This is a genomic window from Halogranum amylolyticum, from assembly GCF_900110465.1.
GTDB lineage: Archaea > Halobacteriota > Halobacteria > Halobacteriales > Haloferacaceae > Halogranum > Halogranum amylolyticum.
Genome location: NZ_FODV01000019.1, coordinates 1 through 12,469, shown reverse-complemented (window position 1 = coordinate 12,469; position 12,469 = coordinate 1). Strand labels below are relative to the sequence as shown.

The 12,469-nt window shown below is 62.9% G+C and carries 16 protein-coding genes and 1 pseudogene; 5 read left to right on the top strand and 12 right to left on the bottom strand.

The window, feature by feature from the left end:
• Nucleotides 1-19 precede the first annotated feature (19 nt).
• The 4 genes and pseudogenes from BSG17_RS20670 to BSG17_RS28000 form a co-directional block, all read left to right on the top strand.
• Nucleotides 20-208, top strand: a complete 189-nt coding sequence (locus BSG17_RS20670) for a CbtB domain-containing protein (protein WP_089827296.1) — start codon at nucleotides 20-22, stop codon at nucleotides 206-208.
• A gap of 2 nt (nucleotides 209-210) precedes the next feature.
• Entirely contained in the window at nucleotides 211-996 is a 786-nt protein-coding gene (locus BSG17_RS20665; RefSeq protein ID WP_089827295.1) for a CbtA family protein, read from the top strand.
• Nucleotides 996-1,373: a (2Fe-2S) ferredoxin domain-containing protein gene (locus tag BSG17_RS20660; protein WP_089827294.1), complete on the top strand. Its 378-nt coding sequence runs from the start codon at nucleotides 996-998 to the stop codon at nucleotides 1,371-1,373. The genes BSG17_RS20665 and BSG17_RS20660 overlap by 1 nt, the downstream gene beginning before the upstream one ends.
• Nucleotides 1,374-1,428: 55 nt before the next feature.
• Nucleotides 1,429-1,664: pseudogene (locus tag BSG17_RS28000) on the top strand (phosphomethylpyrimidine synthase ThiC); the annotation flags it as partial.
• Nucleotides 1,665-1,681: 17 nt separating this feature from the next.
• On the opposite strand, the gene BSG17_RS20655 reads toward BSG17_RS28000, so the two are convergent.
• Genes BSG17_RS20655 through cbiT form a run of 11 tightly spaced genes read right to left on the bottom strand, consistent with a single transcriptional unit; the run spans nucleotide 1,682 to nucleotide 10,626 of the window.
• Complete coding sequence (locus BSG17_RS20655) at nucleotides 1,682-2,914, bottom strand: outer membrane protein assembly factor BamB family protein (protein ID WP_089827293.1); 1,233 nt, start codon at nucleotides 2,912-2,914, stop codon at nucleotides 1,682-1,684.
• Complete coding sequence (locus BSG17_RS20650; protein WP_089827292.1) at nucleotides 2,907-3,278, bottom strand: DUF3209 family protein; 372 nt, start codon at nucleotides 3,276-3,278, stop codon at nucleotides 2,907-2,909. Before BSG17_RS20650 ends, BSG17_RS20655 begins: the two co-directional genes overlap by 8 nt.
• An 8-nt stretch (nucleotides 3,279-3,286) precedes the next feature.
• Nucleotides 3,287-4,513, bottom strand: a complete 1,227-nt coding sequence (locus BSG17_RS20645; RefSeq protein ID WP_089827291.1) for a CbiX/SirB N-terminal domain-containing protein — start codon at nucleotides 4,511-4,513, stop codon at nucleotides 3,287-3,289.
• Nucleotides 4,510-5,226 carry a cobalamin biosynthesis protein gene (locus BSG17_RS20640; protein WP_089827290.1) on the bottom strand — a complete coding sequence of 239 codons (717 nt, stop codon included), beginning with the start codon at nucleotides 5,224-5,226 and terminating at the stop codon, nucleotides 4,510-4,512. Before BSG17_RS20640 ends, BSG17_RS20645 begins: the two co-directional genes overlap by 4 nt.
• A complete protein-coding gene (locus tag BSG17_RS20635; RefSeq protein ID WP_089827289.1) occupies nucleotides 5,219-5,470 on the bottom strand; it encodes a ferredoxin in 252 nt (83 codons plus the stop codon). The genes BSG17_RS20640 and BSG17_RS20635 overlap by 8 nt, the downstream gene beginning before the upstream one ends.
• Nucleotides 5,460-6,431, bottom strand: a complete 972-nt coding sequence (gene cobJ / locus BSG17_RS20630) for a precorrin-3B C(17)-methyltransferase (RefSeq protein WP_089827288.1) — start codon at nucleotides 6,429-6,431, stop codon at nucleotides 5,460-5,462. The genes BSG17_RS20635 and cobJ overlap by 11 nt, the downstream gene beginning before the upstream one ends.
• Before the next feature lie 2 nt (nucleotides 6,432-6,433).
• Nucleotides 6,434-7,339, bottom strand: a complete 906-nt coding sequence (locus tag BSG17_RS20625; protein ID WP_089827287.1) for a precorrin-3B C(17)-methyltransferase — start codon at nucleotides 7,337-7,339, stop codon at nucleotides 6,434-6,436.
• A 1-nt stretch (nucleotide 7,340) separates the two neighbouring features.
• On the bottom strand, nucleotides 7,341-8,321 hold the full coding sequence (cbiG, locus tag BSG17_RS20620; protein ID WP_089827286.1) for a cobalt-precorrin 5A hydrolase: 981 nt from the start codon (nucleotides 8,319-8,321) through the stop codon (nucleotides 7,341-7,343).
• 3 nt (nucleotides 8,322-8,324) lie between these two features.
• Nucleotides 8,325-9,191: a cobalt-precorrin-4/precorrin-4 C(11)-methyltransferase gene (locus BSG17_RS20615; RefSeq protein ID WP_089827285.1), complete on the bottom strand. Its 867-nt coding sequence runs from the start codon at nucleotides 9,189-9,191 to the stop codon at nucleotides 8,325-8,327.
• A complete protein-coding gene (locus BSG17_RS20610) occupies nucleotides 9,188-10,057 on the bottom strand; it encodes a cobalt-factor II C(20)-methyltransferase (RefSeq protein WP_089827284.1) in 870 nt (289 codons plus the stop codon). The genes BSG17_RS20615 and BSG17_RS20610 overlap by 4 nt, the downstream gene beginning before the upstream one ends.
• Nucleotides 10,054-10,626, bottom strand: coding sequence for a precorrin-6Y C5,15-methyltransferase (decarboxylating) subunit CbiT (gene cbiT / locus BSG17_RS20605; protein ID WP_089827283.1), 573 nt, complete (start codon nucleotides 10,624-10,626; stop codon nucleotides 10,054-10,056). Before cbiT ends, BSG17_RS20610 begins: the two co-directional genes overlap by 4 nt.
• A gap of 146 nt (nucleotides 10,627-10,772) precedes the next feature.
• Here cbiT and BSG17_RS20600 point away from each other — a divergent pair, with 146 nt between their 5' ends.
• Complete coding sequence (locus tag BSG17_RS20600) at nucleotides 10,773-11,588, top strand: DUF7839 domain-containing protein (RefSeq protein ID WP_089827282.1); 816 nt, start codon at nucleotides 10,773-10,775, stop codon at nucleotides 11,586-11,588.
• A gap of 301 nt (nucleotides 11,589-11,889) precedes the next feature.
• Here the strand turns inward: BSG17_RS20600 and BSG17_RS20595 are convergent, their stop codons facing one another.
• On the bottom strand, nucleotides 11,890-12,231 hold the full coding sequence (locus BSG17_RS20595; RefSeq protein ID WP_244531645.1) for a hypothetical protein: 342 nt from the start codon (nucleotides 12,229-12,231) through the stop codon (nucleotides 11,890-11,892).
• Between the last annotated feature and the right edge of the window lie 238 nt (nucleotides 12,232-12,469).

The window sequence follows — 12,469 nt, the reverse complement described above, 5'->3', positions numbered from 1 at the left end:
TTTGCAAGTGTGGTTTAGGATGGCGACTGCCAACAACACCGTTTACGATCGAATCGAACAGGCTCGAACGGAACTAACCCCGACGCAGGTAGCCGTCGGACTTGCGCTCGTCACCGCAGTCGGGTTCGCGCTGCTGTTCGTTCAGGACCCGATGGTGCACGATTCGCTGCATAACTTCCGGCACGCGGCGGGGATTACCTGCCACTGACTATGCTCACTACGTATCTAAAACAGGGAGTGAAGGCAGGCGTGATTGCCGGGGTGGTTTTCGGCTTGCTCACGGCACTCGTCGCTAATCCGCTCGTCGTCTTTGCCGACGAACTCGGGCACAGTGACCACGCTGTCGATGAACACCACGAGGAGACTAGTGCGCATCACGAGGAGAGTGGTGGACACCACGATAGCGCCGTCTCGACGGCAGTTACGAAAGGAGTGAGCGTCGTCTCCGGTGTTCTCTGGGGCGTACTCCTGGGCGGGGTGATCTTCGGAATCGCCTACTACTTCCTCGAACCCGCGATTCCGGGAGTCGGTGAGACGAAGAGCTATCTCTTGGCCGCTGCCGGCTTCATCACCGTTTCCGGGTCGCCGTGGCTCGTGCTCCCGCCACGGCCACCGGGGGCCGAGCAAGCGCTCCCCACTGATACCCGTCTCGTCCTCTACGGAGGGATGATGGTCGCCGGTGCGCTCGTCTGCCTGCTGGCGGGATTCGTATACGGTCGACTTTGGGACGTGCGCGGACGGCTTACAGCCGCCGTCTTCGCGACGCTTCCCTTCGGTCTGCTCGCGATCCCGGCCGTTCTCTCGCCGAGTAACTCCGTGGAGAGCCCACTCCCTTCCGAACTGGCGACCGGACTAGTGGGGATGGTCGTATTCGGACAGGCGTTGCTCTGGCTCTGCCTCGCGTGGAGCCACGCCCAACTCCGTCGACGCTCGATGGACGAGCAGGCCGCCGAGGCGGCGAGAGCACGCTCTGATCCGACTGTCACCGCAGACTGATGAAACACCGTACTAAAGACGTCCAAGAGAACGGCTTCTCCGACCACGTACTGGTCTGTACGAACGACCGGGACTCGGAGTATGCCTGCTGTGCGGAGGCACACGGTCGAGACGTTTACGAGGCGGTGAAGTCGTGGCTGCGCGAACGGGGCGTCTTCTGGTCGCGCGTCCACGTCGTAGAGACGAGCTGTCTCGGACTGTGTAGCGCCGAGGGAACGGCGATCGTAATTCAGCCACGCAATCGGTGGTATTCGGACGTGCTCCCGGACGAAGTTCCGGAACTACTCGAAGGCGAATTCGGTGTCGATGGCTCGCAGTTGGGTCTCGAGGAGAACGACAGTCTCGTCGACGACGGCGAGAATACCACCGATCCCTGAGCTACGCCTTCCGCACACTTTTCTCGGTCCCGTAACTGTGGCCGAGGCGGCTACGGACGTACGTGACGGCCTCTCAGCCTCGCGAATCGTGGCTCACGCGACGGATGTCCGCGACTGGACTTCCCAAGTCGGGACCGGAACGATGCGCTCTCCGAGACGCGATACGAGTTCGACCGGCGTCGCCAGTTCGAGTTCGCTCGCGATTCCGAACCAGCACGAGCCGATCACGACCAGCCGTCGCCGGGTGACGACTACGAAGTTCCACGGTTCTGTTCGACGTGTAGTGTCGAGTCCTGATTCGTCGAGTCTTACGAGCCTACCGTCCCGAGCAGCAGTCGATAGCTGCCACGCTCCGTCGCTTCGTCGTGGTAGACGACGGGTTCCTCCACGGCGACGAACGTTTCGCCGTCGAGTGCGACCGCCGTGACGATGCCGTCGGTTTCGAACCCATCCTGGGGACCGGTGTCTGTCGTGAACGTGCGGAGACCGTGGACCTCCGCATCGCGAGTCCGAAAGTGCTGCGCTCCGGGAACAGCCACGCGGTCTCCGTCGACGCCGAGCTCGTTCGTGAAACCACCGACGGATGCCGTCCAGAGCCGCTCACCGTCCGGAGAGTAACCGAAGGCAGTGTGTTCGCCTGGATGCAGCGACGCAGTCTCACGACCGTCCGTCGAGTACGTGTTCCCCGTGAGGAAGACCACACCGTCGGTCGTCGCGTGCACGTGGTTCGGATAGGCGTACAGCGTTTCGCCGTCGACCGTCGTGGGCGTTGCTATGTCGACACACCACTGCTCGACACCGCCGTCTCGGAGGCGGTAGCCGCAGTAGTCACCGTGGCTGGCTACCACGACTCCGTCGTCGACCAGCGAGACGTCACCAACGCGTCGCTGACCGTCGGTACCGGGGTCCCACTCGTACTGCACTGCGCCCGTTCTCGCGTCGAGGACGACGAGACCACGCTGGTGAGTGCCGGGACAGCGGTTGTACGCGACTCCGAGGCGATGGCCGTCGGCGTCGACGCTGATCGGAGAGGCGTCAGTTTCGTACGTCCAGACGACGTCGCCTGCCTCGTCGAAAGCGTAGACGACACTGGTGAACGAGCGACGCTCACCGTCACGCTCGTAGCGGCGGGAGGCAACGTACAACCGGTCACCGTCGGACACGATGTCGACAACGAACGGGAAGAAGAACCGAGACGGCTTCTGGTGTGTGCCGACGTCCGTCGCCGTAGCGTACTGCCAGCGGAGTGAACCGGTCTCGGCGTCGTAGCACCGGAGAGACCCTTCGGGACCGCGCTCGCCGACCACGACGCCGTCGCCGAACTGCTCGGCCGAGACGATGGCAGTCTCCTCCGTCTCCGTTCCGGAACTCCAGCGTTCGCCGAGCGTCGTGCGGTCGTGAGCGAGGACGTCTCCGGTGGCCCTCCCCGTAACCACGAGCTCGTCGACGAACGTGACGGCCGACCGTCGACCGGCATGCCGGGATCGGGCTGGCGTCACCTCCCCGAGTTCGACCGTTCGCCGCGCCAGCGCGTCATTCATCGACGGGGAACGTCTCGTGAAGGACGTCGTGTGCCTCCGCCAGTCCACCGAGCACGCTCTCGCCCTGGTCGGTCAGTCGATGGACGGCACGCTCGGCATCACGGACAGCGACGAGTCGTCCACGCATGTAGTCGTACTCCGGATCGTCTGCATCGGTCGCGGCGATCTCCTCTTCGAGGTCGACGAGCGCCGCATCGAGGTGCCGCCGGACGTCCGACAACGTCTCTGCGTGTGCAAGGGCTTCGATGGGACCGTCGAGGTGACCGTCGAGTTCCTTCTCTGCGTGTTCACGCGCGCTTCGGTCCTCGGTTCCGAGAACGTTCATCAGTCCGAGTCGTAGGGCTTCGATTTCGTAGCAGCTCATTGTTCTGATTACAGTGTTTGATCGACGATATCCGAGACGATGCGGTCCCGATCGAGGTGGGACGAAACGATTCGTTCCGCGTCGGTCCGGTCGACACCACCGTACCAAACGCCGTCGGGGTAGACGGCGACCATCGGCCCGTCACCACAGCGCCCGAGACACGACGAACGCGTGATTCGCACGTCGCAGGCGTCGGAGTCGCGTGCCTCCTGTCGTAGCCGTTCGAGCACGGCCGGTGAGCCGTCGGCGGCACAGGTCTGGTTCGTACAGACGGCGACGTGTTTCTCGGGCGCGTCGTGCATGTGAGGGTCCTCGTCCACGTCGTCGCGGTCGGCGTGGGACTCCTGGTGTGTCAGCGCTCGCAGCATCGCCCGCGCACCGCCGACGTCTTCCTCGTAGCCGTCGAGTTCGACCTTGTACTTGCAGGTGTCACACGACATGTTCACGCTCTCCGTCCGCGCTTCCTGCCAGCGATCCCCGAGCACGTCTAACAGCCGCGTGTCAGTTCCGAGGGGGTCGCCGGCCGCCGCATCGACGTACGGGTACGCCTCGTCGAACTCGGCGGCACCGTCCCGAATTCGTCCGGTGAGCACGCCGTCACCGAGCATGTACGGCAGGACGACGACAGCGTCCGGACGATGTTTGGCCATCGCGTGCAGCGTTTCCTCGAGCCGCGGTTCGGTGATACCGATGAACGAAGTGTCGACTCGGTCGAAGGAGCGCCCTTCGTACAGCAATCGGGCGAGTTTGTGCGCGTCGCTGTTGGCGTCCGGGTCGCTGGAGCCGCGAGCACAGAGAACGACCCCGACGTCGTCCACCTCGCGGTCGACGCCCAGTTCCGCTTCGACTGCTGCCGCCCGGTCGTCGAGCAGGTCGACGAGTGCGGGATGGGCGCCGAGATGTGAACCGGTGTGAATCGTGAGTTCAGAGTGGTCACTCCGGGCTCGCTGGACCGCCAGGGGGACGTCGTTTTTGACGTGGCTCGCTGCGAACAGCGACAGTTGGACGACAGTAACCCGCGACACGGTCGACGCGAGACCGGCGATTGCGTCGGCTATCGCCGGTTCGGCGAGTTCGAGGAACCCTGCGTCGACCGGGATACCCAGTCGACCTTCGAGGTCCGCTGCGAGCGTGCGAACCTGTTCGTTGGACTTCTCACGACGGGAGCCGTGTCCGACCAGTAGTACGGCTTCGTCGTCGAGTGCAGCCGGGCTGGCTTTCGCGTTGGCGGTCATCGGGAGAGTTCTCCCACCTCGCTGCCGGTTGCTCGTTCGACGCTCCGTCGGAGTTTCTGTCGTCGCTCCGCCGAGTACAGTTTCGAGTTGTCACTCCCAGCGTAGACCCACCGTGCAAACGACGCGGTGTCCGCATCCTCGGCCAGTCCGAACCAGTGCCCTCCCGAAGACGTTTCTGAGAGTGCATCGGTGGGAGCGTCGGGTTCGGCGGCGTCGAGGAGTGACTGAACGGTCCGAAGCAGGGCCTCGTCGTCGTGGACGAACGACACCCCGACCGACCCCGATGACTCTCGGAAACAGACAGTGCCGCAGGCTTCGAGCAACCCCCGAACGAGCTGTGGACGGTAGGCCGAGAACGTGTCGAACCGGTACCCTCCTCGTTGCCCGTCGATCGGGAGCCCAAGCGCGGCGCTGGCGCGGTCAGCCGACGCGCCGAACACCTGTAGCTCGTATTCGTCTTCGAACCGGACGATCGAGGCGTCGTGCGCTGACTCACGTGCAGTCATCTGGTGGTCGTGGGACGTCCGGCTGGCACCGGCAATCGCTGCGAGTGCGTCGGCAGACGTCTCGTCTTCCGTCCGCACGGTCACGCAGTCCCGAGTCAGCTCACCGTCGCCGACCACGCGCCCCCAGAAGTACGCCGTTCGCGCCGTCGCTGCAAGCAGGTCGTCGACTGGTTCTCGCGTCGTGGACTCAGGGTTCGTGTCACTCATCGGCTGCCTCCGTCACCACGTCGATTGCGTCGACGGGACAGGCACGAGCGGCCTGTCTGGCCTCCGCCACTCGGTCGTCGGTAAAGGTGACGACTAGCTCGTCGTCCTCGTCGCTGCCTCCTTGTCTGCCACCTATCGTCGCCAGACCGTCCGACGCCTCGGCGAAGCGGTCGTCTCGTACGAGACAGGCGAAGACGCCCTCGCAGGCGTCACGGTCGAGTCGGATCTGATAGTCAGTAGTCATACTTGGACTCGTATCCTCGCGGTGTCACCATCCGGTCGTCCCAGACGTACGTCTCCTCGTTTCCGACGAGGATGGTCGTCGTCATATCGACGAGCTCAGTCTCGCCGAGGTCAGCTAACTCTTGGAGTTCGACGATGTCGACCTGTTCATCGTCGCGACCCGCGCCGTGGACGATTCCTACTGGCGTCTCCGACTCGCGGTGTTCCATGAGAATCTCACAGCACTTCTGGAAGTTCTCCCGACGCTTCCGGCTCCAGGGGTTGTAGATGGCGATGGTAAAGCCCTCCTTCGCCGCTGCGTGGAGTCGCGACTCGATGGTCGGCATCGGCGTCAGATGATCCGACAGCGAAATGCTGACGGTATCGTTCACCAACGGTGCACCCAGTCGTGCGCCACAGGACTGGGCCGCCGGCACCCCCGGGACCACCTCGAAGTCGACCATGCTCGCGGTCGCACCTTTCGACTCGAGTATCTCCAGCGCGAGTCCGGCCAGTGCGTAGACGTTCGGGTCACCACTTCCGATGATCGCGACGTCGTTTCCTGCGAGCGCGCGGTCGATCGCCTCTTCTGTGCGGGAGACTTCGCCACACATCGGCGTGTCGTACAGTTCGTCGGCCGACTTCGTGACTTCCTCCGGCAGGAGTTCGACGTACGTAGTGTAGCCGACGATGTGCTCTGCCTCCAGCAGCGCCCCGCGAGCCCGTTGTGTCATTCCGTCCGGTTGACCGGGACCCAACCCCACTGCGACGAGTCGTCCGGGGTCGGCGTCGAAATCGTCGACAGTCGACTCGACCTTCTCATCAGTCGTCGATTTCTTCGAACTGCCGCATCCAGACCGGGACGACGAAGTGGAAGCCCCGCAGTTCGAATCCGGTTCGGTGTCAGTCGCGTTCTCGGCGCCGTTTGCGCCACAGCTGGTTTCGGTGTCTGTACTCGTCTCGGTAGTGTCGTCAGTGCTCATTGTTAGAAATCGTCGACGTCACGCCCGCCGCGCGGGGTGACGAGATGTTCGGCGTAGTCGTTCTCCCAGACCGTCGTCTCGTGGTTGCCGATGAGGATGGAGGTTCCCATCCCGCCGACTTCGTCGTCGTGGTCGTTCGCCTCACCGAGGGTCGTGATGGTGTGTGTCTCGTCCTCCAGATTTCGGCCGGCATCGCTGCGACCGGCGTCGTTGAAGATGCCGACCGGGACGTCGTCTGCTCGCTCCTCACGAACCACGTCGATGGCCCGCTGGTAGTCCCGCCAGCAGTTGTAGAGAACGATGACGAACCCGCTGATGGCTGCGGCGCGCAGTTTCTCTTCGATCTCGTCCCATCCGCGCCACTTGTCGGAGAGGGAGACGGTGCAGAAGTCGTTCGACAGCGGTGCCCCGAGATTCGCCGCCCCACCGAGTGCCGCCGTCACGCCAGGGACGACCTCGATAGGGATATCGTACGCCTCGTCGGCCTCGGCCATCGTGAACAGCAGATCGCTCTTACCGTAGACGTTCGGATCGCCCCCCGAGACGTGGGCGACGTCTTCGCCCGCCCGGACGCGCTGGAACGCCTCGCGGGCCAGTTCGACCTGTTGCCCCATCGTCGACCGAACGAGGGTCTGCCGGGTGCCGCCGGGTCGCTCGAGGACGGTACCCTGTTCGTCTCCCGCCGTCGTCCCTCCGTCGGGTGCGGTTTCTACTTTTGCGCTCTCGGGCGGGAGCGTTCCGTCGCGTCGGAGGAACTCCTGGTAGAGGTTCGACGCGACGACGCAGTCGGCTGTGGCGACGACATCCTTGGCTCGCTGTGTCATCGCGTGCGGCAGCCCAGGGCCGATACCGACGACGTAGAGCGTTCCCATCTCGCGGTCGTCGACGGGAGGATCGATCGTACCCATGTTATCGCCCCACCGCCACGGTCACGGCGTCGTCGAACCGCTCTTTCTCCCGAGCGAGTTCGTGTTCGCGACCGCCGGCGATGGCCGACGCTTCGGCGATTCCCGGCCAGCCGATCAGCTCCTTCGACCGCGACGGTGACGGCCCCTCAAACTCCTCCAGCGTCTCCTTCTCGAAGAGGACGACTCCAGCACCGATCTCCTGTGCGGCCTCGTATAGTCCTTCTTCACCCTCCTTCCGGGTGCCGGTGGCGACGAAGTCCACGTCCGAGAACCCAAGTCCCAGCTCACCCAGAGCGGCCTCCCAGGCGTCGAGTACTCGTGCTTTCTTCACCCCCGAGACGGTACCCGTCCCGAGGACCACGCCGTCGTCGGCGTTGCGCTCGAGAACGGTGACGTCGTCGCCGACGAGGACCGCACGAGGGCCGTCGAGACGGGCGACTGGACCGAGCTCCTCGTTCAAAACAGCGAGATTCGTCGCAACTGTGGAGTCACCGTTGACGACGTGCGTATCCAGAGCCTTCGCTTTGCTCTCGACACCCTGTTTGCCTGCCGCCTCACTCGCGGTGGTCATCGCAGGGACAGCACCCAACTGCGAGAGGTCGTAGGCGACCTGGTTGGCACCGTGGTGACCGCCCGTGATGGGGATGGCCCACGTCAGCGCTTCGTCGACGACCACGATAGCCGGGTCGTCCCACTTGTCGTCGAGCAGCGGCGCAGTCTTTCGCATCGCGATGCCCGAGGCCATCAGCCCGACGAAACAGTCGTACTCTCCCCAGTGATCTTCGAACACCTCTCCGTGGTACTCGATGATGTCGATGCAGTCGTACTCGTCGCCGATTCCTGCTCTGATCTCCCGCGCCGTCTCGAGCTTTCGCTCGAAGCTGATGATCGCGATCTCTTCGGCCACCTCCCCGTCGGAGTCGGGGGTCGAACAGTGGCCAGTCGATTCGTCCGAGTCAGTCTCGTTCGTGTCAGTACTCATGAATCAGTCGTCCGCTTCGCTCTCGTTCGTGCCACGGTTCGCCCAATCACCGTAGAGGTAGGAACGCTCGTACCCCGTCTTCTGAGCGGCAGCACCGATGATGACCAGTGCGGAGGCGCGATAGCCCGCGGCTTCGAGTCTCTCACCGATGGTCGCGACGGTTCCCTCGACGATGTCCTCGTCCGGCCACGAGGCGTGGTAAACGACCGTCACCGGAGTGTCCGGGTCGTGTCCGTCCGCCAGCAGTCGGTCCATCGTGTCGGCGACTGCGTGGGTCCCGAGGTAGACACACGTCGTCACGTCTCCCATCTCGACGAACTCTCCGATGTGGTCGTCTTCGGGTTCGAGCGTCTTCCCCTGTGGTCGAGTGAAGGCAACGTGATTCGAGACGCCGTTCAAGGTGAGCTGCGTCCGGAGCGTCGCACTGGCAGCGAACGCCGAGGTGACCCCCGGTACGAGATACGTCGGGACACCTTCGTGTTCGAGTGCATCCATCTGCTCTAAGGCGGCGCCGTAAATCGCTGGGTCACCGCTGTGAAGGCGGACGACCGTGCGGCCGTTCTCGTAGGCGTCCCGCATCAGTGGAATCAGCTCTTCCAAGTCCTTACCGATGCTCGACACCTGCTCGGCGTCCGCACAGTACTCTTCGAGCAGTTCACTGTTGACGAGCGACCCGGCGTGTACCACGAGATCTGCTGCTTCGACCAGTTGCTTCCCCGTAACCGTGAGCAGTCCCGGGTCACCCGGGCCGGCGCCAATGAACGGGATGCCGTCCTGTCTCTCGCCGGCCGTCCGCTCCTCGATTCGCGAGTCGCGCTTCGTCGTCCGGACCGCAGCCTCCGCGTCGATGGCCTCTTGTGGATCCGTCATCTGAGAGTTGCCTCCCCTGGAATCTCGTCGCCACAGGAAGCGCTCTCGGCTCGTTCCTGTCGTTCGGTCTCGCTTGGCTGATGAGGCTGAGCGTGAGTCCCGTCAGTCACATCGGCAGACTCGCTCGAGTCGTCAGTTCCTGCCCCGGGCCCGGTACGATCCGATGTGCCCTCTGACTCCATGCTGTCGAACGTTGCCGTCGCCGGGGTCACGTCGAGATCGCGTTTCTCGGCGTAAGCGAGAGTGTAGTAGTCTCGGTCGGTCAACTCCTCGGGGTCGTCTGTGACGACGGTCTCGCCCTGCTCCATGTACAGTCGTCGACCGTAGACGACGTCGTAGTCGGCGGCGACGAGTTGGTCGTGAGTTGTCGGAACGTCGGTGACCTTGAACAGAACCATCCGGTCGGCATCCGTAGGGGCAGCACCGCGAGCAGCCTCGTGAAGCGTGAGACTCGACCCTGCGGCCACTTCGATACCGAGTGCAGTGGTGAACGCCGTGACGGCACTCACTCCGGGAACTGTCTCGACGTCGACGTCGGGGTGGAACGCCGAGAGTGTCCGTCGCAGATGGCCGAACGTCGAGTAGACGTTCGGGTCACCGAGTGTGACGAAGGCAGCTGTCCCCGTCTGGGCCCTGGGTGCGATTTCTTCGGCTGCCTCCTTCCAGGCACGACGAAGTTCGTCTTCGTCGCGTGTCATCGGGAACGAGAGATCGCCGATGCGCGATTCCGGTACGTGTTCGGTCGCAACTGACCGCGAAAGGCGGCCGGGCGTGTACACCACGTCGGCTGTTTCGAGAACGTGTTTACCGCGGACAGTCACGAGGTCTGCATCACCGGGTCCGAGGCCGACGCCGTAGAGAGTCATCGGCTATCTCCTCCGTCAGCTGCGACGTCGGTCGTACCGCCGGTCAGCATGTACACCGGGTTGTCCGAGTTAAAACTCGTCGCACCGGCGAGGTCGTAGCCGTGACTCACCTGGAACTGGACCACTTCGTCGAGGAGGTTCCGTTCGCGGAACGCCTCGATTGCGGCGCCAGCGACTTCGAGGCGGGAGACGTTCATCACGACCCGGTCGATACCAGTGTCGACCACGTGATCGAGCACCGCCTCGTAGTTTCGACTGCCACCGAGGAACAAGGCATCCACGTCGGTCGGGAGCCCATCGGGTGCTTCCGCCTCACGGAGTTCGACGGTTGCGGAAACGTCGTTGGCAGCGAGGTTCTTCTCTGTGACTGATAGTCGTGCTGACTTCCGTTCGAGTGCAGTGACCCGACCGGCCCGGCGCGCCGCCTGGATAGTAACGGCCCCGGTACACGAGCCGACTTCTGCGAAGTGATCGGTCGGTTCGAGATCGAGTTTGCTGAGAAGGACGGCCCTGACCTCTGGCTTCGTCGGACCGGCCTTCGCGTCGTGTGGGAGCGATACTCGCGACATCACCGTATACAACTCTACTGGGCCGTAAAACAATTTTGGTTGTATTAGAGAAACCTTAGTTTCGTAAGTAGCGACGTATCAGGTCTGAGAACAACCCAGTTAGAGATGACGCAAAGCTACTTGAACGGGCGGTACAGAGAACTGGTATGCCCAAGAACGTAGAATCGGGCGACGATACCAGCGTTCTGCAGAGCAAACGGAACGCAACCCGGTATCAGATCTTGGTACAGATTGCGGAGCGACAGCCCGCGGTGAGTCAGCAAGAGATCGCCGACGCCATTGGGGTCACCGCACAGGCCGTCAGCGACTATCTTCGAGATTTGGTCGAACAGGGCTACGTTACCAAACACGGCCGAGGCCGGTACGAAGTCACCAAAGAAGGTGTCGACTGGCTCATCTCGCAAACCGACGAGCTACGCGAGTTCGTCCGACACGTTTCCCAGAACGTTATCGGACAGGTCGACATCGAGACTGCCATTGCAACGACGGACATCAGTGAAGGTGAGCCGGTTTCGCTTACGATGCGAGACGGTGTCCTGCGTGCGATGTCAGGTGCGACGGGGAACGCAACCGCAGTTGCAGTCACGGATGCGTGTGTCGGTCAAGATGTCGGCGTCACCAGCTTTGATGGTGTCGTGGAGTACGACATGGGAATGGTGACAATCGTCTCGGTTCCACAGGTCCAAAACGGCGGAAGTTCGGCAGTCGATCCGGATAGACTCGTCGAACTCACCAACACTCACGATCTGGTGGCAGCGGCCGGGACAGAGGCGTTAGCTGCTTCCGATGCCGTGGATCTCGATCCAGACATTCGGTTCGGCACTGTCTCCGCCGTCCAAGAAGCAGCCACGAAGGGCCTCGATGTCCTGCTTCTCGCCACGACGGACGTTCTCCCCTCGCACGCAGAGAACCTTCGCGAACAGAATGTCAGTTACGAAGTCGTAGACGTCGCTGAATCGTAGTTCGGAGCGCGAACGGAGATCGAGATACACTCTACGTGAAGTTCCACCGTTCATACTCTCGACATACTGTGACTGTCGGTTAATCGTCTTGCTGAACTGCGCGGTTTGGTATATTAATGACACGTTAGATAGTACTCAGTCCAGCTATACACAGTACTCGTGCTGTGTCGTTGACTGACCCGTCGTCGGCGAGTATCGCGAGTCGACGAGCAGCGCGTCCCATGTAAGTGGTGAGTCGCGTCATTGTCGTGTGTTAGTGAGTCGCAGTCTTCTATCGAAGCGGTCGAAACGGTCAGGGTCGTCAGCAGTGACCCTGCCCGTACACCCCGCCGTAGTAGTCGTCGTCGGCCATGTCCTGGGCCATCTCGTCGTCGGTCACACCCGTGTGCGACTCCATCCACTCGACGCTACCGGGGCCCATGTGGTCAGTCATGTGCGCCCCCATCCGGGCCGCCCAGTCGTCGGCGATCCCGTCGTACGGGGATGTGTCGTCTGCAGTCGTTTCGTTGCCGTGTGCGCTGACCACGGGAGCGGCGAACGCGAGTCCGACGACCGCGAGCGCCACGAACAGCCAGCGGCCGAGTGTAAAGTCGCTAGTTGTCCACTCTCTTGATGGCGGTGGCAGCAAGAGCCGGTCTGACACGGTGAGGACGCCGATACGAGACGAAGTACACTTCTGACGCCACGGAGAGTCGAGAAAGAGTCACATATCTGGTTGGTTTCCGCTGTGGACGTCGCTCAGACCGGTCTCCGAAGACAGCTGTCGCTGTTCGCCAGCCTCGCTTCAGGCGAAGCGAGGCGGCTTAGCCGAGTCTGTGCTCGTATCCTGGTGGCAGTCCTTCACCGTTCGTCCGATGCTTTTCCTTCCAGCCGAGTTCCTC